The organism is Acinetobacter sp. FDAARGOS_515 (genome assembly GCF_003938865.1).
In the GTDB taxonomy this organism is placed as follows: domain Bacteria; phylum Pseudomonadota; class Gammaproteobacteria; order Pseudomonadales; family Moraxellaceae; genus Acinetobacter; species Acinetobacter ursingii.
Genome location: NZ_RKIX01000003.1, coordinates 1,806,549 through 1,830,906, shown reverse-complemented (window position 1 = coordinate 1,830,906; position 24,358 = coordinate 1,806,549). Strand labels below are relative to the sequence as shown.

Below are 24,358 nucleotides of genomic sequence, written 5' to 3'. Positions count from 1 at the left end.
AGTAAAGAAAGGAAAATGACACGATATTGACAGATAAAGTGCCTTCTTAAATTTGTCATTGTGCTGATTACCCCCATATTAACATCGTCATGATTTTATCGAGCTGTCAATGCCAGAATTACCTGAAGTTGAAACCACTAAAACCAGTTTATTGCCTTTACTGCAACAGCGCGTCCAAATCGTTGAAGTCAGAGAGTCCCGATTACGCTGGCCAATTCCAGAGGATATTTCTCGCCTGAATGGACAGCGTTTAATTGGTTTACAAAGACGCTCTAAATATATTCTGGCTGAGTTTGAGCAAGATCAGATGCTATGGCATTTAGGCATGTCGGGCAGTTTTCGTCTGGCTACAGCTCAGGATGAGTTACGTAAACATGATCATTTGATGATTGGTTTTGAAGATGGTACCCAGTTACGTTATCACGATCCGCGTCGTTTTGGCTGTATTTTATGGCTCAATGAAGAATCTCAAAACAAACTACTGAATCCACTTGGCCCAGAGCCGCTCGGTGACGAGTTTAATGCAGATTATCTTTATCAAAAGCTTAAAAACAAACAAGTCGGCATAAAAATTGCAATGATGGATAATCACGTGGTGGTCGGCGTTGGTAATATTTACGCCACTGAAAGTCTGTTTAACTTAGGCATTCACCCTGCGCAGCCAGCCTCTAGTTTAAGTAAAAAGCAGATTGTTCAACTTGTGGATGAAATCAAACGTATTTTGAAATCTGCGATTGATTTAGGGGGATCAACCTTGCGGGATTTCACCAATGCTGTCGGTGAAAATGGCTATTTTCAACAAACTTTACTGGCTTATGGTCGTGCAGGTGAAATGTGTGTTCAGTGTGAAACGCCACTGGAAAATCTTAAACTCGGACAACGTGCCAGTGTATTTTGTCCCCAATGCCAACCTTTAAAACGTATCAAAGTTTAATATTTGTCCTCAACAGATTCAGGAGGCTTGCCCATGCAAACTGCCATTGTTCGACATATCCTAGTTAAAGACAAAGATCTTGCGGAACAACTTAAAAAGAAAATTTTGTCGGGTGCTGATTTTTCAAAAATCGCCAAACAATATTCCACCTGCAATTCTGCCAAACGTGGTGGTGAACTTGGCGAAGTGAAAAAAGGTCAACTTGTTCCCGTTATTGATAAACTCGTATTTACTGCGGCTGAACGAATTTTACACGGTCCAATCAAAAGCCAGTTTGGTTTTCATTTGCTTGAAGTCAAATTTAGAACTGAATTTGCATAAATTGCGGTCGTGAATAAAAGGACGTAAGTCTTAAAAACTTAAGTCCTTTCACTTTCTAGTTGCATTGGCTTTGCATGAGGATTCATTTGATAAGTCCAACTTTCGATCATTTCACCTGTTTCAAATTCCACCATCACCTTAACTCGCTGATATTGAAAACCTTCAAACTCATCGAGCATCGGCCAATGTTCAGCCAGTTTATCGGTACTAAACACTAAACCAGACACTTTAGGTGCATTTTCATCCAGCACCAAGGCAGGTAAACCCTGATCGGGTCCCCAGTCTAAAGTATGCACCACGCCATTCACTGAAGCCTTTTGCCATTCTCCGCCAATATTTCCCAGAATATGTGCGTTTTCACGATCTGGACATAAAGTTCCATAAGCAAACAGTCGGTTCATGTTTGAGTAAATCCTATGATTGGCAGGTATTTTCAGTCGCCATATTTTAAGGACTCTGACAAAAACCTCAAGTCGCCCAAGTGTCAAATTCAGATGAGAAATATCAATCGAAATGCATAAAAAAACGGCATTTAAAAATACCGTTTTGAGAAAGCCTATAATACTATGATTGTGGATGTTGCTTTAATTCATCGCGAATTTCACGAAGCAATTGAATTTCTTCAGGAGTTTCTGGTGCTGGTGCTTCCGCTTCATCCTTACGACGCATACGGTTAATCAATTTCACCATCAAAAATACGACCCATGCCAAAATCAGGAAGTTAATTAAAATGGTCAGAAAGTTACCATAAGTCAATACGTTTACGCCTGCTTTTTGCAGAGCATCCAATGATTGTAAATTATTCGGGTTGGCACCAAGTACAATATACTTTTGTGAAAAATCAACACCACCACCTGTAATCACAGTAATCAACGGCATAATGATGTCTTTCACTAATGAATCAACAATTTTACCAAATGCACCACCGATGATGACACCGACAGCCAAATCAATCATATTGCCTTTAACAGCGAATTCTTTAAATTCTTGAATAATACTCATCTCAATTTTCTCCACTCGGGAACCGCTATTCCCATGTTTTTGTTCTAATCACGGCTTAACAATAGTGTTAATGGATGATCGGCTCATGTTTGCTAATTTAATATTTTTCTCAAAAAAAGAAAGCTATTTCACACTTTAACAACATTTTATATGAATAAAAATATGAACTTAAAGATCTACAGCGAAAAAGATCACCTAATAAAAAAACCGCTAAACGAATTTAGCGGTTTACTTACTGATCTTAGATCAAAATCAAATTATTTATCGCGATTACGTTTACGTTCATTTTCAGTCAAATAACGCTTACGGATACGAATTGACTTAGGTGTTACTTCAACTAACTCATCATCTTCAATGAATTCAAGTGCTTGTTCAAGCGTGTATTCAATTGCAGGAGTTAAAGTTAACGCATCGTCAGTACCAGAGGCACGAACGTTGGTGAGCTGTTTTGCTTTAGTTGGGTTAACCACCATGTCGTCTGAACGAGAGTTAATCCCGACGATCATCCCTTCATACACTTCTAACTGTGGTTTAGCAAACAAACGACCACGGTCTTGCAAGCTGAACAATGCATAGCCCAAGCAAGTGCCTTGAACCATTGAGATCAATACACCGTTTTGACGTTTCGCTACAGTACCTTGTTTCACAGGACCATAATGCGAGAAGCTTGAAGTCATAATCCCTGTACCAGAAGTCATGGTTAAGAATTCTGAACGGAAACCAATCAAACCACGTGAAGGAACAGTCGCTTCAATACGGATACGGCCTTTACCGTCAACTTCCATATTGGTCATTTCGCCTTTACGGTGACCCATTTGTTCCATCACCGCACCTTGATGTTGTTCTTCAACATCAAAAGTCACGTTTTCGTATGGCTCTTGTTTTTCACCATCTACTTCTTTGATGATTACTTGTGGACGTGAAACGCCCATTTCGAAACCTTCACGACGCATGTTTTCAATCAGAACAGAAAGGTGAAGTTCACCACGGCCAGAAACTTTGAAACGGTCTGGACTGTCTGTATCTTCTACACGAAGTGCTACGTTATGGATCAATTCGCGATCAAGACGTTCACGGATATTACGTGAAGTGACAAATTTACCTTCTTTACCTGCAAACGGTGAGTTGTTGACTTGGAATGTCATCGATACCGTTGGTTCATCTACAGATAATGGCGGTAATGCTTCTACATTTTTCGGATCACAAATCGTGTCAGAAATGTTAAGTGCATCAATACCTGTAATACATACGATGTCGCCCGCAGATGCTTCTTCAACATCAATACGCTCTAAACCGTGGTAACCCATGATTTTTAAGATACGACCATTACGCGTCTTACCTTCTTTATCAATCACAGTCACAGGAGTATTGGTTTTCACTGAACCACGTTGAATACGACCAACCCCGATCACACCCACGAAGCTGTTATAGTCAAGTGAAGAAATTTGCATCTGGAACGGACCATCAGCATCAACTGCTGGCGGCTCAACGATATCAACAATCGTTTCAAACAACGGTGTCATGTCTTCAGCCAATTCTTCTGGCGCTGGACCTGCAACACCACGTAAACCTGAAGCATAAACGATTGGGAAATCTAACTGTTCGTCAGTCGCACCCAAGTTATCAAACAAATCAAATACTTGATCGATCACCCAGTCTGGACGTGCGCTTGGCTTATCGACTTTGTTAATGATCACGATTGGCTTCAAACCACGCGCAAACGCTTTTTGCGTTACGAAACGAGTTTGCGGCATTGGGCCTTCTTGAGCATCAACCAATAGTAATACGCAGTCCACCATAGACAATACACGTTCTACTTCACCACCAAAGTCGGCGTGTCCCGGGGTATCCACGATATTGATACGGTAAGTAATATCAGTACGTTTATCTAACCAAGTGATCGAAGTATTCTTTGCAAGAATAGTAATACCACGTTCGCTTTCAAGCGCATTCGAGTCCATGACACGCTCAATCTCGCCTGCACGATCACCCAAAGCACCTGATTGTTGTAGAAGTTTATCGACAAGCGTGGTTTTACCATGGTCGACGTGTGCAATAATTGCAATATTGCGGAGATTTTTGATATCTGACATGAAAATTCGATAAGCCTAAAACTTGAGGGCAAATTATACAGAAAAATCCTACATAAAAGTAGTGACAGTTTATTGACATGCCCGTGTTTTTTTCATGTCTTCGTCGTTTTTTCTTGGGTAAAGGCAATTATCTCGATTAGAATAGCGCCACTTTGAAGCTTAAGATTTAATCTCTCATGTCTGATTTACAAGACGCTGCGCCAAAATCAGGTGAAAAACTTGATCTGATTTATGGGTTAAATGATCGTCCTGCCCCTTTTGTTGCATTTCTTGCTGCACTACAACATCTTTTAGCAATTATTGTACCTATTGTTACGCCAGGACTTTTGATTTGTCTGGCACTGGGGGTTTCCCGCGAAGAAACCAATATGATTTTGTCCATGTCATTGGTCATTTCAGGGATTGCGACTTTTTTACAATGCAAGAAGGTCGGACCTTTTGGTGCTGGTTTGCTGATCGTCCAAGGGACAAGTTTTAACTTTATTGGCCCGATTATTGGTATTGGTAGTGCAATGGTCGCCGCAGGAACGCCTGTCAATCAAGTGATGGCAGCAATTTTTGGGGTGGTGATTGCAGGATCATTCATTGAAATGGGCGTATCCCGTATTCTGCCGTGGGTGAAAAAGCTGATCACGCCACTGGTCACAGGAATCGTAGTACTGATGATTGGTTTAACCTTGATTAAAGAAGGTCTCATCAGTATGGGCGGTGGTTATCAGGCCATGCAAAATCAAACCTTTGCCAGCCAAGATAATTTGATCATGTCTTGTACAGTGCTTGCGATTATCATCCTACTCAATCGTATTCAGGTCATCTGGATTAAAAGTTCTGCCATTTTGATTGCGCTGATTGTGGGTTATGTTCTGGCAGGCTTCATGGGACATCTGGATTTTTCAGGTTTACACGAAACACCTATCATACAGATTCCAACGCCAATGCACTTTGGTTTAAGCTTTTCTTGGAGCTTATTCATCCCTATGGCGTTTATTTATCTGGTGACGTCTTTGGAAGCGATTGGTGATATTACTGCAACCAGTAAACTCTCCAATGAACCTGTCAATGGTCCAAAATGGATGGAACGGATTAAAGGTGGCGTACTGGTGAATGGTGCAAACTCTTTACTTGCAGGTTTATTTAATACTTTTCCAAGTTCGGTGTTTGCACAGAATAATGGTGTGATCCAACTCACAGGAGTGGCCAGTCGCTATGTCGGTATCTGGATTGCGATTTTATTGATCCTACTTGGATTGTTTCCTATGGTTTCTGGCGTGATTCAAGCGGTACCGCAAGCGGTATTAGGCGGTGCAGTAATGGTCATGTTCGGCGCTGTAGCTGCATCAGGGATTAATATTTTATCCAGTATTCATCTGGATCGTCGTGCACTGTTGATTATTGCGATTTCATTGGCTTTAGGACTCGGTGTTGCACAAGTTCCGCAAATCCTTGAGCATTTACCTGAACTGTTTAAAAATATCTTTAGTTCAGGCGTCGCCACAGGTGGTATTGCTGCTTTAATCTTAAATATCGTCTTGCCTGAACATCAACATCCTGAAGATCAAGATCAGAGAAATCAAGATTAAATCGGGCAATTAAGAAGAATTTGCCCAGTTTGACTGGGCTTTCTTATTCATGAGAGTTAAATATGATGGATCCACGTAGTGAAGTCGTACTGCGCCAACAACAGTTTTTATCAGGCAAGGTATTGCTCATCAATGCACCTGCGGATGAACTTGCCCGCGAATTGCCCAACGATTTAAATATTTCGATCTGGACATGGAACTTTGCTGATCATCAATATTTCGAGCAGCAGCAGTTTGCTACGCATTTTTCAGTTGAATTTCCACAGAAAGATATCGATCAAGTCATCATCTTTGTACCAAAATCGAAAGAGTTACTCAGCTATATTTTGCATGTTGTTGCGAGTCATCTGAAGCAAGGTCAATCCATCTTTTTGGTGGGTGAAAAAAAGGGTGGCGTAGAACGTGCAGCTAAACAACTACAAGTCTTAGGTAAAAATCTTAAGCTCGATAGCGCACGTCACTGTCAGCTTTGGCAATGTATTTTGCACAAAACTGAAACCTTAAAACCACTAGAAAATTGGGTAAAAACCTACAGCATTGAAGTCAATCAAACTCAACTTCATATTTGTGCGCTGCCTGGGGTATTTAGCCAAAATCATTTGGATGTCGGCACAGGCATTCTTTTACCTTATCTAAATAATATAAAATCGGGTAAACTTGCCGACTTTGGCTGTGGTGCAGGTGTTATTAGTGCGTATCTGGCAAAATTAAATTGTAACAACGAAATTTATGCGCTGGATGTCGATGCATTTGCACTACGTTCTACTGAAATGACATTTCATCGGAATGGACTTCATTTAGAACAGCTTCATATTCAAGCCGTTACCGGGATTCATGATGCACCACTTGAACTAGACGCAATTGTCAGCAATCCGCCTTTTCATCAAGGAATTCATACGGATTATGCGGCAAGTGAGGGTCTATGCAAACAAGCCAAACGACATTTAACTGTCAATGGTGAATTATGGATAGTGGCAAATCGTTTTTTAAATTATCCACTTTTGATTGAGCAACAATTTGGTCGCTGCAATACCCTTGCCGATCAACAAGGATTCAAAGTGCTTTATGCCCATGTGTCCCAATGACTAAGGAATTTTCATGAGTGAAAAGATTCAACCTGAAAAGCTTCAGCGTAAGCTCGGTGCTCGTCATTTAAATATGATCGCCATTGGCGGTTCGATTGGTACTGGTTTATTTCTGGCTTCAGGTTCAACCATCGCCAATGCGGGGCCGGGCGGCGCATTATTGGCCTATGCACTGATTGGCGTCATGATTTATTTTCTAATGACCAGTTTGGGGGAGCTCGCCACCCACAATCCCACTTCAGGCGCTTTTTTTACCTATGGTAGTCGCTATGTCGAGGATGGCTTCGGCTTTGCTTTGGGCTGGAACTATTGGTACAACTGGGCCATTACCGTGGCTTTTGAACTGGTTGCGGTTCAGTTGATTATGAAATTCTGGTTTCCAGACTTACCCGGGTTTTATTGGAGTGCGATTTTTCTGGTCGTCATTTTTGCCATCAATGCCATGACCGTCAAAGGTTTTGGTGAAAGTGAATTCTGGTTTTCAATGGTCAAGGTCGTTGCGATTGTCGCCTTTATCATTATTGGTTTCTCCATGATCATCAAAATCATGATGACACCGGGAGTAGCGACTTTTGGTAACTGGACCTATAAAGACGCGCCTTTTGTTGGTGGATTACAAGCCATGATTGGCGTGGCCATGATCGCAGGGTTCTCTTTTCAGGGCACTGAAATGGTCGGCGTTGCCGCAGGTGAATCTAAGGATCCAAAGAAAACAATTCCTCTGGCAATTAAGCAGATTTTCTGGCGGATTTTACTGTTTTATATCGTGTGTATTTTTATCATTGGGACACTGATTTCCTATGATGATCCGCGCCTGTTACAAGCAGCTTCTAGTGGTGATATTGCACTTTCGCCATTTACTTTGCTCTATGAAAAAGTCGGTTTTGCCTTTGCTGCAAGTTTGATGAATGCCGTGATTTTAACCGCGATTTTATCGGCAGGAAATTCAGGCATGTATTCTTCAACCCGTATGCTGTTCGACATGGCACGTGAAGGTCGTGCGCCCAAATGGTTCTCAAAACTGGATAAACGTGGCGTACCAATGCATGCACTTTATGCCACGACAGCCGTTGCTGCACTGTGCTTCCTGACTACTTTTATTGGGGAACAAGCTGTTTTTAACTGGCTGCTCAATATGTCAGGCATGTGTGGCTTTATTGTCTGGCTCGGGATTGCGATTTCACACTATCGCTTCCGCAAAGGCTATCTGGCTCAGGGTCATAGACTTGAAGATCTGGCATATCGAGCCAAATTCTTTCCATTTGCACCGTGGTTTGCCTTTATTTTGTGTTCGATCATTATTTTGGGACAAAACTATCAAGCGATTTTAGGTGGAAAAATTGACTGGGTGGGCTTACTTTCCACCTATATCAGTATTCCCCTATTTTTGGTGATCTGGCTGGGTTATAAATGGAAACATAAAACCAAATTGGTGTCTTATCAAGAGATGAATATCCAACCCGATCAAGATTAATGCGTGTTTTAGCTTGCAGTAACATCATTCAATTTCTTCAGTTTTGAAAAGCTTGACTTTTCAAAACAAAGGATTATGATTGCGACCAAGATTCAACCATTGGCGCAGTCAGCATCAAAACTGCCAATTTATAGGAGTAACAACATGCCAGCTTTACAGGATAAACATTACTAATCATTGGCACGTTGTCATCTCACGGACAAGGGTCAAAGATCACTTGTCCGAATGCACAAGACCTAGCATTCGCTAGGTTTTTTTATGCCTGTTCGGACAGCTATTAAAATAATGATACGGACAGCTTATTATGAGCATACAAAAAATTTTAAATGCAGATGCCGCTTATGGAGTTCCTGTAAAGATCTTTACGAACGATATCGATCAAGACAGTATTGAACAACTCACTAAAATGGCGCAATTGCAATTTATTCATTCCCACATAGCAGTCATGCCAGACGTGCATGTTGGGAAAGGAGCCACCGTTGGCAGTGTCATTCCGACCAAACATGCGATTATACCCGCTGCGGTCGGCGTAGATATTGGCTGTGGAATGAATGCGATACGTTTAAACCTCAAAAGCAGTCAACTTCCAGACAATCTTTCAAGCTTACGTCATGCGATTGAAAGAAAAGTCCCTGTTGGTTTTGATTTACACAAACAAGTGAAAGCCAAAGCTTCGACCCTGACACCGCTGGATAAACGGCTCCAACCGATTATCAGCAAACATCCTGGTTTGGTTCGAATGCTGCGAAAGTTTGATATGACTTGGCAAAAACAACTCGGAACTTTAGGGGGCGGCAACCACTTTATTGAACTTTGTCTGGATGAAAATCAGGACGTCTGGATCATGTTACATTCAGGGAGTCGTGGTTTAGGCAATGTCATTGGTACTTATTTTATTGAACTGGCAAAAAAAGAAGCCCAACACCGCTTTGGTCATGTTCCTGACAAAGACTTGAGCTACTTTGCCGAAGGCTCTGCAAGCTTTGACGATTATGTTGAAGCGGTTGAGTGGGCACAGGCGTATGCCTATGAAAACCGTCGTGAGATGATGCGTTTAATTTTAGAGGCGATTCGCCCACTATTACCTTCATTTCAGTTGACCAAAGAAGCAATTAATTGCCACCATAATTATGTCAGTCAGGAACAACATGATGGCGAAAATTTATTAATTACACGAAAGGGTGCCATCCGAGCTGGTAAAGATGAACTTGGAATCATTCCAGGTTCGATGGGTGCGCGTTCTTATATTGTACGTGGCAAAGGTCATCCCGACTCCTTTTGCTCTTGCTCACATGGTGCAGGACGTAAAATGAGCCGTAATAAAGCCAAGCATCTGTTTAATCAACAAGATTTGATTCAGCAAACGCAAGGCATTGAATGCCGTAAAGATGTAGGTGTGATTGATGAAATTCCAGCAGCGTATAAAGACATTGATCAAGTCATGGCTCATCAGTCAGATTTGATAGAAGTCGTACATACGCTTAAACAAGTCCTTTGTATTAAAGGATAATTTAACTCGGAGCTAAACCATGAAACTAGGCAAGCGATCCAAAGTCAAAGTGAGAAATCAGGTGGCTTTATCGCCTTTGTTACATAAAGGCGGAATGCATGAAACTGAAAAACCCAAAGCACAACATCGTCGTGAACGTCAGCAAACCAAACAATTGCTAAAGTCTAAAAGATGGTGTGAGTAATTTTAATCTAGCGTTCTATAAGGAGCAGCGTATGAAAAACTGTAGATATTTTTGTGAATATTTCAATCTAAGTCAACACGATAAAACAAACCCCAGTGATTTCAACTGGGGTTTGCCATTTTAGATGGTTAAGTTTATAAAACACCTAAACTTTTTTGAATATTTTCCAGATGCGGAACATGGAAATGCTGATCGGCAATTTTAACTCGCTTAAATACCATTGGATCAGATGTTGTCTCTTCTTCATCGACCACTTCTGAAATACGCAAACGAATCGTCTGCGGCATGCTGTCACAGATTAAGGCAAAACGTTGCGCAACATCATCTCCTTCTATGACCAAAGCGACCCCTTGAGTAATATTAGGATGATTAACTGAATAAATAGGCAATTTCAAATCATGCCATTCTATCGACTCAGCATCAACCTTGGTATCAAGCGCCGACAATACAATGTTTTGCGGTAATAGCATCGGCACCTGATCACGACATTCAATGATATAAGCATCAATAAATCCAGTCGAGACACTAATTAAGTGTTGAAGCTCCTGCTGATCAATCTGCGCGGTTACTTTTTTATCAATCGCCATCAGTAACTCCCTGAAGCTGTTTCAAGTAATGCTTCAATATTCTCAAGCAATTCTGATTCTTGGAACGGTTTACCCATGTAATGCGTTACGCCAAGTGATAATGCCCGTTCACGATGTTTTTCACCAGTACGCGATGTAATCATGATAATTGGCATATCCTGATGTAACTCATGATGGCGTACCAGATTAGTCACCTCAAAACCATCCATGCGAGGCATTTCAATATCCAGCAACATCAAATCAGGTTTGACATTTTCAAGCTGTTCCATGGCATCGACACCATCTTTGGCCGTCACCACATCAAAGCCCTGACGTTCCAGTAGCCGCGAAGTAACTTTACGGACAGTCACCGAGTCATCTACGATCATGATAAGACGACGTTCATCGGTATGACGTGTTTTTTCTCTGCCTTCAACAACTTGTTTATTACGTTGCGTAGATTGGATCTGACGCGCAATATTTTGTCCATCCAGAATTAGACAAACATGACCATCACCTAAAATTGTCGCCCCAGCAACAGCGCCAATACTTGCGAACTGTCGTCCGATTGGTTTCACTACAATTTGTGCACGCGAACCGACCAATTGATCGACCAATAACGCAATGGTCTGACCATGCGCGCCTTTGACCAATAACACAGGCAATGAATGTGCAATACCAGATAATTTTGGAATAGGCTGATTGCTGACAAACTCCGCCAAATAACGTAAACGATATGGAGTATTATCGATATTAAAATAATCATCCTGACCATGGAAATAGCGTTCAAGAGTTGCAGGCGCAATACGCACAATTCGGTCAATCTGAGCCAAAGGCAAGGCAAATTGCTGATCACCGACTTTCACCATGAGTGCATCACTCACTGCCACAGTCGTTGGTACACGAATAGTAAAAGTGGTACCAGAACCAAATGTTGAATCGACACTGACATGACCACCAAGCGCCTTAATACTACTTTGCACCACATCCAGACCCACACCACGTCCTGAAATTTGGGTCACTGAAGTCGCTGTACTAAACCCAGGATGGAAAATGTATTGCAAAATTTCCTGTGCTTCGAGTTTTTGATCCTCAGTCATCAAACCATTTTCTAAAGCTTTGGCTTTGATTTTATTAACATCAATACCTTTACCATCATCGCTAAAGCTCACCAAAACATCTGTTCCTTGGCGGCTAATATTTAGCTCAATACGCCCTATTTCAGGTTTACCCAGTTTTAAACGCTCTTCACGATCTTCCACACCATGATCGACTGCATTTCGCAGCATGTGTTCAAGTGGCGTGACCAAGCGTTCCAAGATATTTCGATCCAGTTCGCCTTCGGTATTATTGACTACCAATTCAGCTGGACGGTTCAAACTACTTGCCGTCTGACGCACAATACGCTGTAAGCGAGGTAAAAGTCGTGAGAACGGAACTAATCGGGTACGCATCAGACTTTCCTGAATTTCAGCCTGAATACGTGATTGTTGTAATAACAAACCTTCGGTATCACGAATTTTGTCGGATAATGTGGTTTTGAAATCAACCAAATCCGATGCAGATTCAGCAAGCGATTTTGACAGTTGATTCAATGATGAGTATTGATCCATTTCTAATGGGTCAAAGTCGATATAACGTAAGTTTTCTGTCCCATGTTTGGCGATAATCTGACTTTCTAATTCGCCTTCCATTCGACGTAACTGATCTGCCAAACGTTGAATCGCCAATTCCATTTCGACCAGTGTATTGCCTAACTGTCCCAAATCCATTTCGATACGCGAACGGTTAATCGCATTTTCACCAGACAAGTTAATCATTTTTTCGATCAGATCCGCAGAAACACGGATCATCTCATTTGAATCATCAGCCTGTACGGTGTTGTCCCATTCACCCAGCATAGATGGCGGTTCTGTACCATCTCCCTGTACAAACTCCATCACTTGTTCTTGCGAGAATAGATCCGCGCGAGCCAGTTTAGTTGGAATTTGCGCATTGGTATCGACAAATTCAAGACGTTCTAAGGTATGCTTTAAACCATCATAATTATTATACGAACGTTCAAAAATAGCTGCCTTTAACCATGTAAATGCCGTCAGCAAGAGATGGTCATAAGCATTGGAGCTAAAGGCTTTTACCGCAAATTGCTCAAAGGCATTTTCAAGATGTGAGGCAATTACTGCAACAGGCTCTAACTCTGCCATTCGTGCACCGCCTTTTAAACTATGCACTGTACGTTGCAATTGAAGCAAAATACTTCGGTTAGTCCGTTCATCAAACCAGCGATTGAGAAGTTGCTGTCCAGCATCAAGCAACTCTGCCGCTTCTTCATAGAAAGTCGCTTCAACCAAAGATTGAACATCATCGGGATCTGTATCTTGATGCGGTTTGGTATTATCGATATCAACATTAGTATTTGAAATCGATGCTTGACTTTCTAGTGCATCATTCTCAGCGGAAGTCGAATTCTGTAATTGTTCCTCAGCAACAACTGCATCAGATTCCACGCCTGATGTTGGTTCACCAAGAGCAACTGATTCAAGATGATCTGTCGTTAATTCATGCTCAACAACTTCAGTTGGTGGCTCAGCAACAACTTGCGCCAAGGTACTATCAACAGAAGTAGTCCACGTTGCACTCTCAGGCTGTTGCTGTGGTACCCCTTGTAGAACCTGCTCAATATTTCCAAGCAACTCAATCACTTCTGTCGCTGGATAATCTACTGCTTCATCACGCAACGTTTGAATCCGATCAGCAATATCATCTTGTACCAGACGAATAATCTGTATCAGATTTTCAGAAGAATGTATTTGCCCATGAATCAAGCGTTGATAAATGGTTTCTAACTCGTGCGCAATCAGTCCCATATAGGTTGCCTGAACCATATTTGCGCCACCTTTTAAGGTGTGTAAATAGCGCATCAAATTATTCAAGGCAGACGTATTACTTTGTTGCTGCGACCAAGTGTTTAGGTCTGCGTCAATACCGACCAACAGCTCATCAGCTTCTTCTAAAAAGATATCGAGAAGGTCTGCATCGAAATGACGATTGGCTTGCTCTGAATCTAGGTGCTGATGATCTTGTTGAATACGTGCAGAAATTGACGATAAATCAAATGTTGAAACATTTGACTCTGATACCGCAACAGGCTCAATGGAAATAGTCTCAGGTTCAGCACTTACTTTATCAGCACTTAGCTCAGATGATACTTTCTTATCCGTAATCGCTGTTTCAATATCTTGTTGGACAAAGTCTTGCAGCTCATGAATCACATTGAGTTGCTCTTGTCCCAAGCTTACTCGCTGCCCTGCTGCCAAGGTATCAAATAAATGAATGACTTGCTGGTGTGCCTGTCCAAAAATATCAAAGGCATAATCCAGATGCAGTAATTCAGGTTTTTCAAGTAATTGTTCATAAGCAGGCTTTAATTGCAAGACATAATCATGAACGCCTTGGGCTGCTCGATTATGCGTATGCTCAATTAAAGAACTTGCCTCGGTAATCAATGCTTGAATATAGACAGGGAATTCCTGTTTGACGCGTTTTTCAAACTCATAGTCTGCATTCAGCAGATTTTCAATATCTAATTGCAATAGTGAAGTGACAACACCTTGTGGATGCTGTGCTTCATGTGCAATTTCTTCGATATTAAAGCCATAGTTTTCCCATGCTTGATTAAATTTTTGATCAATTTTGTCAAGCTGTTGCTGAGTACCCTTTTGATGCAGTGTATGTAGATAATCTCGAACAAATTCAGCATAGTGGGTTAAGAGAGCGGTTTCATTTGAAGTCGACTCAAGCTCATCTTGCATCAAGGTTTTAAACAGCGTTTCTACCTTGCTGCTGGCTTCAAATACTTGCTGAATATGCGCCATTGATGAACTGCCGCGCAAAGTATGCAAAGCGCGAATCAATTGATTATAACTTTGATCTGATGGCTCATCTTGCTGTAAAAAAGTATCAATTGTTTGTAGATGTTCTTCTGCTTCTTCAAGGAAAATCGCCATGGTTTCTTCAATCAGACTATCATCTGATGAAGCAACTGCGTCCACACAGGTGTCAGCTATGGCAGCAGGCTCTACTTCAACTGGCTGTTCAGCTTCAATAATCTGTTGTTGCTGAATTTCGAGCCCTGTAATTCCAGATTCTGTATTTAACTGTTCAGCTAAATCGAGTAATTCTTCTAAAGCAGGCTCGACGTCTTGTTGGTGTTGTAACTGCTGTCCCAACAAAACCAATGGGCGAATATCGATAGAGTGTGGCTGGGTATTTTTAAAATCATGATAAAATTTAAAACGATAAACATTAAATACCACTTGCACAAAACGTTGTAAATCTGCACTTAATGGCAAAGTTTTGGCAATAATTCGATTGAGTGCTTCTTCAACTGTCCACGCCAGTTCACTGGAAGATTTCGCCCCCACCATTCGACCAGACCCTTTTAGAGTATGAAAATGGCGACGAACGTCCGCTAAAACCTGCTGCTCATCAGAATCAGCCACCCACTGCGGAATAAGTTGACCCAATTCTTGAAAAATTTCTTCTAATTCTTCAATAAAAATTTCAAGAATTTCTTCATCCTGATCAAGAAAACTGTCTTCAGGTAAGCTTATTTTTTCAACAAGATGTTTTAATATTTCTTTCATAACGAAGGCTTCTTTCGTTTATCCACCCTTGATGGTGAAACTTGATCTACCACCATCACGCAAGTGACTTCCTTCTCAAGAAGCCATCTTGACGATGCATTTTTTAATTTGGGACATCCCGAAGTCTGCCCCAAAAGTCACTTCACGCTTATTCAGGTAACTTAAAGTCAGATACAGACTCACGCAATGACTCTGCCATATTGGCCAGTTCAGAAACCGAACGTGCCGTATCAAAAGTTGCAGTCGTGGTTTGTGAGGTAATTTCCTGTACGACGTTCATGGTATTGGCAATATGACTCGCCGATGCAGACTGAAGTTTTGCAGCATTGGAAATGTTTGCAATCAATTTAGCCAAGTTATTAGATACGCTTTGAATTTCATCAAGCGCTACACCCGCATCTTTCGCCAAATTCGCACCACGAACAACCTCAGAAGTGGTCTGTTCCATAGAAATTACAGCTTCATTGGTATCGGTCTGAATGGTTTTAACCAAGCCTTCAATCTGTTTGGTTGCAGATGCAGAACGTTCTGCAAGACGCTGTACCTCATCGGCAACTACCGCAAAACCACGACCCGCTTCCCCTGCCATCGATGCCTGAATTGCAGCATTCAATGCCAGAATGTTAGTTTGGTCGGCAATATCATTAATGAGCGAGACGATGTTCCCAATTTCTTGCGAAGACTCACCCAAACGTTTAATACGTTTCGATGTTTCCTGAATCTGTTCACGAATCGTATCCATACCCACAATCGAACGGTTTACAACGTCAGCACCATTGGATGCAATTTGTACCGAACGTTCCGCAACCTCTGCTGACTCAGCAGCGTTCGCAGATACCTGATCGATCGACACCGCCATTTCGTTAATCGCAGCAGATGCACCTGCAATTTCTTGTGCCTGATGCTCAGAAGCTTCCGCTAACTGATTGGTAATGGTCTGCGTATTTTGTGTATAACGCGCCACTTCCTGAGACGTATCCGTAATACGTGATACCAGATCACGTAATTGATCAATTGCGAAGTTGATCGAGTCAGCAATTGCACCAGTAAAATCTTCTGATACCGTTGCATACGAACGTAAATCACCATCAGCCAAATCGGCAATTTCATCAAGTAAACGTAAAATCGCATTTTGGTTACGGTCATATTCATCCTGTAAACGCGTTACACGATTTTTTTCCAACAAATTACGAATCGCCAATAAACGAGCAACGGATAAGATAAAACCTGTAAGGAACAGTAGTAATAAAACTGCTGGAATAACACTTGACCAGCTAGAATCTGCTTTATCTGAAAGATTATTCAAGGATTTCAACATATCATCAGATTGAGAGAAAATCTGTGAAGATGCTTGGCGGACTTTTACAATCTGGTTGGCATTTTTAAATACCGTTGATGCTGCTGTTTTTAAAACTTCATCATACTCAGATTTAATACTATCGACAGATTCACGTAAACTTGGATCGCTAATACGTTCAACACCCAAGTCAGCACTACCATTTAACTGTGCATTTAAATAAGCACCAAAGGTTTCAATATCGGCACTAAAGTCATCTGCTGACGCACGGGCATTTTCTGTGCCCACCAATACAGAACTGATAGAACGTAAAATACGCTCTGCAATAAATACTTGGTTCTTGGCAATCACCACCTGACTACTTGGCATATTCAGACGAGCCATCTGATCTACCATCAAGTTATATTCTGCCTGAATCCCTGGAATCGACTCACCGATCGCGATATTGGTGTCATAGAGTTGATTGATCAGCTTTTGTTGAGACGTAATCAAATCCACATTGGTCGATACATTCTTCCAGAGTTGATCGACCTTTTTAAATTCCTCAGATGATGCACCGTAGATGTCCTGTACATTTTCCAGATTTTGCGCAAACTGTTCCTGCGATTTTTTCAGACTTGCAATTGCCTCAGGTGAGCCTGATGCAGTTGACTCTGTCGCTTGTCGTGGAATAGTTTGAGACAATAAGCGCAGTTGCCCCAGACTACGAGTTAATTCATTATTCCGCGGTACACTATAAAATAAGTAAATCAACGTTATCGTTGATAGAAAAAGAAAAATAATCGCTGAATAAATGATCGGTCTCGTTTTTTTACTATCACCGAACATTTGTGAAATTAGCTCAATTTGAGCTTGAATCTTGGCAAAAAATGCAGAACCGTTTTTCTTACTCGCACTTTCAGCTGTGTTTTTCTTTTTTAGTTTAAAGCCCATACAGCTTCTCCCCTGAATACGCGTGATTTACTTAATTGCGTACGAATTTAATTTATAAATTTTGCTGAAGCATTCATATATTGTGGATTTTTCAGCAGCTGACTAAATAAAAAGACATGCCAACGTTGGTTATGCTGATAGAAATAACCTTGACAATAATCTTTTAATTTTTGATCCAGCTCATCACTTTTAGAAAAAAAGCTGTGCTTATTAAAGTGCTGAATACCCAAAACCTGATCTACAACTAAACCGACATAGTGGTCATTATGACTAATACATAACACTTTTTGGCTAGGCGAAAATGGAGCACGTTGCCCAGAGACAAAATGTGTTAAATCAGAAACTGAGAGTAGTCTTCCCCGAATATTCGCCAGCCCGCGCACCCAAGCTTGGGCATTTGGAACTGGGGTATATTTAGGAGGGTAAATGACTTCCATCACCTCCCCCAGAGGCGCAACAAAATATTGCCCCATCATCTCAAAGGCTATACCTGACCACCGGTTGACTTCATTTTGGTTAGAAGCGTAGCTTCGATTGCCACGTTTTGCCAATCGAAGCAATTCGATAAATCCATTAGCAGCCATGATGACTATTCCAGATTAAGGTGTTGTTTAATCACGTCTATAAGTTGGCTTTCTTCAATCGGTTTGGTCAGATAGTCACGTGCACCCTGACGTTTCCCCCAGACACGATCTGTTGCCTGATCTTTAGTACTCACGATCACCACTGGAATATGCTTGGTATTTTCACCGCGACTAATTTCACGAGTCGCCTGAAAACCGTTGACCCCTGGCATTACGACATCCATCAACACCAAATCAGGCTGTTCAGCCTGTGCCATGGTCACCCCATCAGCGCCATTAGATGCTTCAATCACCTCAAAACCGTGTTTTGTTAATATTTCTCTAAAACGAAATGTTTCGGTTGGTGAATCATCTACAATTAAAATACGTGCCATTTTATGTCCCCAACACTTTTCTTTAATTTATGTATTTACGTGATTTCGAATAGCGTTTAATAATTCATCTTTACTAAAAGGCTTGGTCAAATATTCATCTGAACCGACAATACGACCTTTGGCCTGATCAAATAAACCATCTTTACTCGATAGCATAATCACCGGAATATTTTGATAACTCTGTGAATTTTTGATCAATGCACAGGTCTGATAACCATCTAAACGCGGCATCATGATATCTACAAAAACGATATCAGGATTCGCTTCAGCTATTTTTGAGAGCGCCTCAAAGCCATCTACAGCAGTAATCACCTCACATCCTTCGCGTTGTAGTAAGGTTTCGGCGGTTCGGCGAATGGTTTTTGAATCATCAATTACCATGACTTTAAGATTTTGAAATTTGTCTTCCATTTAATGATCCTTTCCCCATTTATTCATTACTAACAATAACTGAAACTGATTATAGCCGATGATTGGGGCTTTCATTGTTTTTACAGATTATGACCTTTTTTAACATATTATTACTTGCGTTTTCAATGAAGGTTTTCTCAAGCTAAAACACATTTTTTCTAAATATCACCAAACCAATCACATTTTAAAAGGACTTATGATTTTTTTTTGAGTTATTCCTATTTTTAATTGGATAAATTACAACTAATATAACCTTATTAATATTTAAAAATAAGTAATTTAGTCAAGTTTATTTGGGGAAAGTCATGAATAGTCGAGTGACTCGTCGAAAGCTTCTGGAAGTATCCAAACAGATGACTCGTCATTTCATTATTGTATGTGGTCTATTGTTATGGATGCCTTTGCTTTATGCGGTCAATCCACAACCACATGCTGTATGGTATCGATATTACGATCAAAAAGGTATTGCCAATATTAGTAGTTCTGTAACACCTGCACACATCCGTTATGGTTATGAGGCTTTGGATAGCAATATGCAGGTGATTCGTCGCAATCGACCGTATAATGCAGAAGCCGATTTGCGTCAGTCCACTCAACGTGAGGCACAAGCGCGGCAGCGTGAGCAAGATTTAAAACTTAAACGTGCTTATGGCAATGTTGCTATTGCGACCGAAAAACAAAATCAGGCTTTGTCTGGGATCAAGAAGCAAATCAAATCACAACAAGATCAATTGAGACAATTGCAAAGCGATCGTATTTTGTTTAAACGTCAGGAAATGGAATACCTACGCAAGGGCGAGAGTAGTATCCCGCAACGTCTAAAAGATCAGCTCAATCAAAACGACCAGAATATGACCAGTCTTAAAAAAAATATCTCTAGTTTGCAAAATAACTACCGAACAACACAGGAACATTATTCCAACATTATTGAACGCTTAAAAACGCTGGAATAACCGTTATAATCCTGACACTAAATAAAACCATGAATGTCATTAACTTGAGGATGATTAGGCATGCACAAAGTGTCAGGCACTGCATTTTATATTACTGTACTGTGTTTAAGCTCTAGCTTTGTTCTCTCTGCCTGTCATCGTTCTAGCACAGAATCGTCACAAGCCAATCAAACTGAGAACATTGAGATGATCCAGCAAGATCTGGTTCAGGTCTCAACAGGTGCGCTGGAACGTAAAACTGCGTTCACGGGTACGATTCGTGCTATTCAACAAAGCTCCATTCAGTCACAAGTTTCCGCAACAGCCACGCAGGTCAATGCCGATGTCGGACAGCAGGTGACAAAAAATCAGGTTTTAGTGCGTTTAAATAATCAGGATAATGCTGCTCGTTTAGCACAAGCGCAGGCTAATCTGGCATCTGCTCAGGCTCAAGCTGAACTATCACGCAATCTGATGCAACGTAAAAAAAGACTTTTGGATCAGGGTTTTATTTCACGAGTTGAATATGAACAAAGTCAAGTTGACTATAAAGCCCAACTTGAAACAGTAAACGCTCAAAAAGCCAATTTAGACATTGCGCATAAAGCTGATCTGGATGGCATTATTCGCAGTCCGCTGACTGGTGTAATAACCAAACGAGAGGTTGAGCCTGGTCAAACGGTAACTTCAGGACAAACTTTATTTGAAATTGTGAATCCTGAACAATTGGAAATTCAGGCCAAACTACCGCTTGAACAACAATCTGCACTGCGTATTGGCCAAAAAATTCAATACACGATTCAGGGTAATTCAACACAATTCAATGCCATTCTGACTCGTATTTCACCTGTAGCAGATCAAGTCAGCCGTCAAATTGAATTCTTTGCTCGACCGATTGAAAGCATCAACTCACTCAGTATTGGTGCTTTTGTCGAAGGTGTTATTTTAAATCAAGATCAAGTGCAGGGACAGATTATCCCATTGGACAGTATCCAAAGTCTGGATCACTCACCTTATGTGTGGGTCGTTCGTCAACAAAAACTGCGTAAAATCAATATTCAGGTTGTGGAAAAACGTTTTGCCGAAAACAAAGCGGTGGTTACAGGTTTGCAAAATCATGATGCTGTCAGCCGAATTCAATTTGATAATTCCGATGAAAATAAATCAGTGGTATTTTCTAGCCCAGATCAACCCGCAGTAAACAACAAATAAAAGAACGATTTTTTAGGACTCAATAGCGATGTGGTTTACCCGAATTAGTGTCAAATATCCTGTGTTTACCATCATGATGATGTTCTGTCTGATGGTATTGGGATTGGCATCATGGCAACGTATGGGGGTAGAAGAATTTCCTGATGTCGACTTTCCATTTGTCGTGGTCTATACCAATTATCCAGGTGCGTCCCCTGAAGCGGTTGAATCTGAAATTACAAAAAAACTGGAAGATCAGATCAATACAATTTCAGGTTTAAAACAGATTACTTCGCAGTCCAGTGAAGGACTGTCGATGATTATTGCCGAATTTAATCTGGATGTCCCTTCCAGTGTCGCTGCGCAAGACGTTCGCGATAAAATTGCTGTCGTTAAATCCAACTTTCGTGATGAAATCGAAGACCCAGTCGTTGAACGCTATGACCCTGCCAGTAATGCGATTATGTCAGTGGTGTTTGAATCAGGTTCGATGTCTTTGCGTGATTTTAGTTCTTATCTGGATCAGCGAATTTTACCGCAACTTAGAACGGTTCCCGGCGTAGGCACAGTCAATCTACTGGGAGATGCCCAGCGTCAGATCCGTATCGAGATCAATCCCCAACAACTACAAAGCTATGGCATTGGGATTGATCAGGTCATTAACACTTTAAAAAATGAAAATGTTGAAATTCCAGGCGGTACACTCAAACAACCTGACTCTGAGCTCGTGATCGAGATCCAATCCAAAGTGATCTATCCACATGGCTTTGGTGATTTGGTTGTTGCCAATAAAAATGGTACGCCGATTTATTTAAAACAAATCGCCAAAGTTGAAGATACTCAAGCTGACCTAGAAACAGGGGCTTATTTAAATGGTAAGGCTGCTGTTGCAGTTGATATTTTGCGGAGCTCCGATGCCAATGTAATTCAGGTGGTGGATAACACCTATAAAGTGCTGGAGAAAATTAAAACCCAACTTCCTCAAGGCGCCAGTTTAAATGTCGTGGTTGATAGCTCCAAAGGGATTCGCGCCTCCATTAAAGATGTTGCGCGTACCATTATTGAAGGTGCATTACTGGCTGTGCTGATTGTTTTGCTGTTTTTAGGCTCTTTTCGCTCCACCATCATTACCGGTTTAACTCTTCCGATTGCCCTACTTGGAACTTTAACTTTTATCTGGGCGTTTGGATTTAGCATCAACATGATGACATTACTGGCATTGTCATTATGTATTGGCTTGCTGATTGACGATGCCATCGTTGTGCGCGAAAACATCGTGCGTCATGCAGAAATGGGCAAAGATCATGTGACTGCCGCCTTAGATGGAACGAAGGAAATTGGGCTGGCTGTTTTGGCAACCACACTGACCATTGTCGCGGTGTTTTTACCTGTGGCTTTTATGGGGGGCATTATTGGGCGTTTTTTCTATCAATTTGGGGTAACGGTCAGTACGGCTGTTCTCATCTCGATGTTTGTTAGTTTTACCCTTGACCCGATGCTATCAGCCCATTGGCAAAAGAAAAAAACCAATAAGCCACCCAGTCGAATGAAACGTTTTTTCCAATGGATTTCTCAAAAGCTCGACAACTTAAGTCATGTCTATGAGCATTTGCTCAAACTTGCCTTACGATTTCGTTTTATCACGATTTTAATTGCAATTGCATCGTTAATTGGGGCATTAGGCTTATCCAAACTTATTGGAACCGAATTTGTACCCACACCCGATAAAGGCGAGATTCGCATTAAATTTGAAACTCCAGTGGATGCCTCCTTGCAATATACTCAGGCTAAACTGAATCAGGTCAATCAAATCATTCGTCAACATCCACAAGTCAAATCAACTTATGGCGTGGTCAACGGCATTACAGATCGTGGTAAAAACCATGCCAGCCTGAGGGTCACGGTAACTCCTAGAAATGAACGTAGCCAGACGCTGACCGAATTAAATAATGAATTTCGTGAACGTTTAAAACGGGTCGCTGGAATCACGGTTACCTCTGTCGCATCGGCAGATGAAACCGTATCTGGTGGACAAAAGCCCATTATGATCTCCATCAAAGGCCCTGATTTAGATGAGCTACAACATATTTCAGATCGTTTTATGGCTGAAATGGGAAAAATAAAAGGTGTAGTCGATCTTGAAAGCTCACTCAAAGAACCAAAACCAACTTTGTCAATTCAGATTCATCGAGTATTGGCCAGTGATCTTGGGCTTTCTGTCAATCAAATCGCCAATACGATTCGACCATTGATCGCAGGAGATGATGTCACCACATGGCAAGATGAACGTGGTGAAACCTACGATGTCAATTTGCGTCTAGCTGAACATAGTCGTGCCTTAGCAAGCGATTTGGAAAATCTTTACCTCACCTCGTCTAAAACCGATGCTAATGGACAACCGATTTTGGTGCCTTTTGCAACCGTCGCAAAATTTGAGCAGACCTTAGGGGCATCGCAAATCAATCGTCGTGATCTGGCACGTGAGGTGCTGGTGGAAGCCAATACCTCTGGTCGCCCTGCGGGTGATATTGGCAAGGACATTGATCAATTACAGAAGAACTTTAAACTGCCTGCTGGATATAGTTTTGATACTCAAGGTGCCAATGCCGATATGGCTGAATCGGCGGGTTATGCACTGACTGCCATTACCCTGTCAATTGTATTTATTTATATTGTTTTAGGTTCACAATTTAATAGCTTTATCCACCCTGCCGCGATTATGGCATCCTTGCCTTTGTCTTTAATTGGGGTATTTCTGGCGTTATTTTTATTTCAAAGTACCATGAATTTGTTTTCGATTATTGGCATCATCATGCTGATGGGACTGGTCACCAAAAATGCCATTCTGTTAATTGATTTTATTAAAAAGGCCATGGATCGCGGCGAAACCCGTTATGATGCGATAATTCAGGCAGGTAAAACCCGTTTGCGCCCTATTTTGATGACCACCAGTGCGATGGTGATGGGCATGATTCCATTGGCTTTAGGGCTAGGCGAAGGCGGCGAACAAAGTGCGCCGATGGCACACGCGGTGATTGGTGGCGTGATCACGTCTACCCTACTGACTCTGGTGGTGGTGCCTGTGATTTTTACCTATTTGGACGATTTGAAAAATTTCTTGTTGCGCCAAACCCGTAAATTAATGTCATAATCTGGGCTTTGTTGAATGAGGTGAAATATTCATCTCATTTTTTATCGTATAATCTTGTGTTTTTATCGTGCTCTGTTAAAGAGCCCACTT

General features: G+C 41.3%; 19 protein-coding genes. 10 read left to right on the top strand and 9 right to left on the bottom strand.

Going from position 1 to position 24,358, the window contains the following annotated elements:
- Positions 1-109 precede the first annotated feature (109 nt).
- Both mutM and EGS47_RS18525 read left to right on the top strand, forming a co-directional pair.
- Positions 110-934: a bifunctional DNA-formamidopyrimidine glycosylase/DNA-(apurinic or apyrimidinic site) lyase gene (gene mutM / locus EGS47_RS10370; protein WP_004992502.1), complete on the top strand. Its 825-nt coding sequence runs from the start codon at positions 110-112 to the stop codon at positions 932-934.
- 33 nt (positions 935-967) lie between these two features.
- Complete coding sequence (locus tag EGS47_RS18525; protein WP_004992500.1) at positions 968-1,255, top strand: peptidylprolyl isomerase; 288 nt, start codon at positions 968-970, stop codon at positions 1,253-1,255.
- 38 nt (positions 1,256-1,293) lie between these two features.
- On the opposite strand, the gene EGS47_RS10360 is transcribed toward EGS47_RS18525, so the two are convergent.
- From EGS47_RS10360 to typA, 3 genes are all read right to left on the bottom strand, one after another.
- Entirely contained in the window at positions 1,294-1,656 is a 363-nt protein-coding gene (locus tag EGS47_RS10360) for a gamma-glutamylcyclotransferase family protein (protein WP_004994930.1), read from the bottom strand.
- 163 nt (positions 1,657-1,819) lie between these two features.
- A complete protein-coding gene (gene mscL, locus EGS47_RS10355) occupies positions 1,820-2,257 on the bottom strand; it encodes a large conductance mechanosensitive channel protein MscL (RefSeq protein ID WP_004992495.1) in 438 nt (145 codons plus the stop codon).
- A gap of 257 nt (positions 2,258-2,514) precedes the next feature.
- Complete coding sequence (gene typA / locus EGS47_RS10350) at positions 2,515-4,350, bottom strand: translational GTPase TypA (RefSeq protein WP_004992487.1); 1,836 nt, start codon at positions 4,348-4,350, stop codon at positions 2,515-2,517.
- A 176-nt stretch (positions 4,351-4,526) separates the two neighbouring features.
- Between typA and EGS47_RS10345 the strand changes: the two genes are divergently transcribed.
- The 5 genes from EGS47_RS10345 to EGS47_RS18405 all read left to right on the top strand — a co-directional run bounded on the left by EGS47_RS10345 (position 4,527) and on the right by EGS47_RS18405 (position 10,183).
- Positions 4,527-5,930, top strand: coding sequence for a uracil-xanthine permease family protein (locus EGS47_RS10345; protein WP_004994940.1), 1,404 nt, complete (start codon positions 4,527-4,529; stop codon positions 5,928-5,930).
- Between the two features lie 65 nt (positions 5,931-5,995).
- Positions 5,996-7,015 (top strand): class I SAM-dependent methyltransferase, encoded by a 1,020-nt coding sequence (locus EGS47_RS10340; protein WP_010588607.1) that lies wholly within the window; start codon positions 5,996-5,998, stop codon positions 7,013-7,015.
- Positions 7,016-7,028: 13 nt separating this feature from the next.
- Positions 7,029-8,489 carry an amino acid permease gene (locus EGS47_RS10335; protein ID WP_005002144.1) on the top strand — a complete coding sequence of 487 codons (1,461 nt, stop codon included), beginning with the start codon at positions 7,029-7,031 and terminating at the stop codon, positions 8,487-8,489.
- Positions 8,490-8,793: 304 nt separating this feature from the next.
- Positions 8,794-9,999 (top strand): RtcB family protein, encoded by a 1,206-nt coding sequence (locus tag EGS47_RS10330; protein ID WP_119686335.1) that lies wholly within the window; start codon positions 8,794-8,796, stop codon positions 9,997-9,999.
- A 19-nt stretch (positions 10,000-10,018) separates the two neighbouring features.
- Positions 10,019-10,183 (top strand): hypothetical protein, encoded by a 165-nt coding sequence (locus EGS47_RS18405; protein ID WP_004992481.1) that lies wholly within the window; start codon positions 10,019-10,021, stop codon positions 10,181-10,183.
- A 134-nt stretch (positions 10,184-10,317) separates the two neighbouring features.
- On the opposite strand, the gene EGS47_RS10325 is transcribed toward EGS47_RS18405, so the two are convergent.
- The 6 genes from EGS47_RS10325 to pilG all read right to left on the bottom strand — a co-directional run bounded on the left by EGS47_RS10325 (position 10,318) and on the right by pilG (position 18,994).
- Entirely contained in the window at positions 10,318-10,770 is a 453-nt protein-coding gene (locus EGS47_RS10325; RefSeq protein ID WP_004992479.1) for a hypothetical protein, read from the bottom strand.
- On the bottom strand, positions 10,770-15,395 hold the full coding sequence (locus EGS47_RS10320; protein ID WP_005002139.1) for an Hpt domain-containing protein: 4,626 nt from the start codon (positions 15,393-15,395) through the stop codon (positions 10,770-10,772). Before EGS47_RS10320 ends, EGS47_RS10325 begins: the two co-directional genes overlap by 1 nt.
- 148 nt (positions 15,396-15,543) lie before the next feature.
- Positions 15,544-17,625 carry a methyl-accepting chemotaxis protein gene (locus EGS47_RS10315; protein ID WP_005002137.1) on the bottom strand — a complete coding sequence of 694 codons (2,082 nt, stop codon included), beginning with the start codon at positions 17,623-17,625 and terminating at the stop codon, positions 15,544-15,546.
- A gap of 47 nt (positions 17,626-17,672) precedes the next feature.
- Positions 17,673-18,209, bottom strand: a complete 537-nt coding sequence (locus tag EGS47_RS10310; protein ID WP_004992475.1) for a chemotaxis protein CheW — start codon at positions 18,207-18,209, stop codon at positions 17,673-17,675.
- A gap of 5 nt (positions 18,210-18,214) precedes the next feature.
- Positions 18,215-18,583 carry a response regulator gene (locus EGS47_RS10305; RefSeq protein WP_004992474.1) on the bottom strand — a complete coding sequence of 123 codons (369 nt, stop codon included), beginning with the start codon at positions 18,581-18,583 and terminating at the stop codon, positions 18,215-18,217.
- Positions 18,584-18,610: 27 nt separating this feature from the next.
- On the bottom strand, positions 18,611-18,994 hold the full coding sequence (pilG, locus tag EGS47_RS10300; RefSeq protein WP_004992473.1) for a twitching motility response regulator PilG: 384 nt from the start codon (positions 18,992-18,994) through the stop codon (positions 18,611-18,613).
- A gap of 305 nt (positions 18,995-19,299) precedes the next feature.
- Here pilG and EGS47_RS10295 point away from each other — a divergent pair, with 305 nt between their 5' ends.
- From EGS47_RS10295 to EGS47_RS10285, 3 genes are read left to right on the top strand one after another with little or no spacing between them, the layout of a single operon-like run.
- A complete protein-coding gene (locus EGS47_RS10295) occupies positions 19,300-19,947 on the top strand; it encodes a hypothetical protein (protein ID WP_005002135.1) in 648 nt (215 codons plus the stop codon).
- A gap of 60 nt (positions 19,948-20,007) precedes the next feature.
- A complete protein-coding gene (locus tag EGS47_RS10290) occupies positions 20,008-21,138 on the top strand; it encodes an efflux RND transporter periplasmic adaptor subunit (RefSeq protein WP_005002133.1) in 1,131 nt (376 codons plus the stop codon).
- A gap of 28 nt (positions 21,139-21,166) precedes the next feature.
- Positions 21,167-24,268, top strand: coding sequence for an efflux RND transporter permease subunit (locus EGS47_RS10285; protein WP_005002132.1), 3,102 nt, complete (start codon positions 21,167-21,169; stop codon positions 24,266-24,268).
- The last annotated feature ends 90 nt before the right edge of the window (positions 24,269-24,358 follow it).

What these genes read in the sequence shown, in the direction of transcription:
- EGS47_RS10330 (WP_119686335.1), top strand. Translation starts at nt 8,794, where the DNA reads ATGAGCATACAAAAAATTTTAAATGCAGATGCCGCTTATGGAGTTCCT.
- EGS47_RS10325 (WP_004992479.1), bottom strand. Translation starts at nt 10,770, where the DNA reads ATGGCGATTGATAAAAAAGTAACCGCGCAGATTGATCAGCAGGAGCTT.
- EGS47_RS10305 (WP_004992474.1), bottom strand. Translation starts at nt 18,583, where the DNA reads ATGGCACGTATTTTAATTGTAGATGATTCACCAACCGAAACATTTCGT.
- EGS47_RS18525 (WP_004992500.1), top strand. Translation starts at nt 968, where the DNA reads ATGCAAACTGCCATTGTTCGACATATCCTAGTTAAAGACAAAGATCTT.
- EGS47_RS10335 (WP_005002144.1), top strand. Translation starts at nt 7,029, where the DNA reads ATGAGTGAAAAGATTCAACCTGAAAAGCTTCAGCGTAAGCTCGGTGCT.
- EGS47_RS10360 (WP_004994930.1), bottom strand. Translation starts at nt 1,656, where the DNA reads ATGAACCGACTGTTTGCTTATGGAACTTTATGTCCAGATCGTGAAAAC.
- EGS47_RS10340 (WP_010588607.1), top strand. Translation starts at nt 5,996, where the DNA reads ATGGATCCACGTAGTGAAGTCGTACTGCGCCAACAACAGTTTTTATCA.
- pilG (WP_004992473.1), bottom strand. Translation starts at nt 18,994, where the DNA reads ATGGAAGACAAATTTCAAAATCTTAAAGTCATGGTAATTGATGATTCA.
- EGS47_RS10285 (WP_005002132.1), top strand. Translation starts at nt 21,167, where the DNA reads ATGTGGTTTACCCGAATTAGTGTCAAATATCCTGTGTTTACCATCATG.
- EGS47_RS10315 (WP_005002137.1), bottom strand. Translation starts at nt 17,625, where the DNA reads ATGGGCTTTAAACTAAAAAAGAAAAACACAGCTGAAAGTGCGAGTAAG.
- EGS47_RS10290 (WP_005002133.1), top strand. Translation starts at nt 20,008, where the DNA reads ATGCACAAAGTGTCAGGCACTGCATTTTATATTACTGTACTGTGTTTA.
- EGS47_RS10345 (WP_004994940.1), top strand. Translation starts at nt 4,527, where the DNA reads ATGTCTGATTTACAAGACGCTGCGCCAAAATCAGGTGAAAAACTTGAT.
- EGS47_RS10310 (WP_004992475.1), bottom strand. Translation starts at nt 18,209, where the DNA reads ATGGCTGCTAATGGATTTATCGAATTGCTTCGATTGGCAAAACGTGGC.
- mutM (WP_004992502.1), top strand. Translation starts at nt 110, where the DNA reads ATGCCAGAATTACCTGAAGTTGAAACCACTAAAACCAGTTTATTGCCT.
- mscL (WP_004992495.1), bottom strand. Translation starts at nt 2,257, where the DNA reads ATGAGTATTATTCAAGAATTTAAAGAATTCGCTGTTAAAGGCAATATG.
- EGS47_RS18405 (WP_004992481.1), top strand. Translation starts at nt 10,019, where the DNA reads ATGAAACTAGGCAAGCGATCCAAAGTCAAAGTGAGAAATCAGGTGGCT.
- EGS47_RS10320 (WP_005002139.1), bottom strand. Translation starts at nt 15,395, where the DNA reads ATGAAAGAAATATTAAAACATCTTGTTGAAAAAATAAGCTTACCTGAA.
- typA (WP_004992487.1), bottom strand. Translation starts at nt 4,350, where the DNA reads ATGTCAGATATCAAAAATCTCCGCAATATTGCAATTATTGCACACGTC.
- EGS47_RS10295 (WP_005002135.1), top strand. Translation starts at nt 19,300, where the DNA reads ATGAATAGTCGAGTGACTCGTCGAAAGCTTCTGGAAGTATCCAAACAG.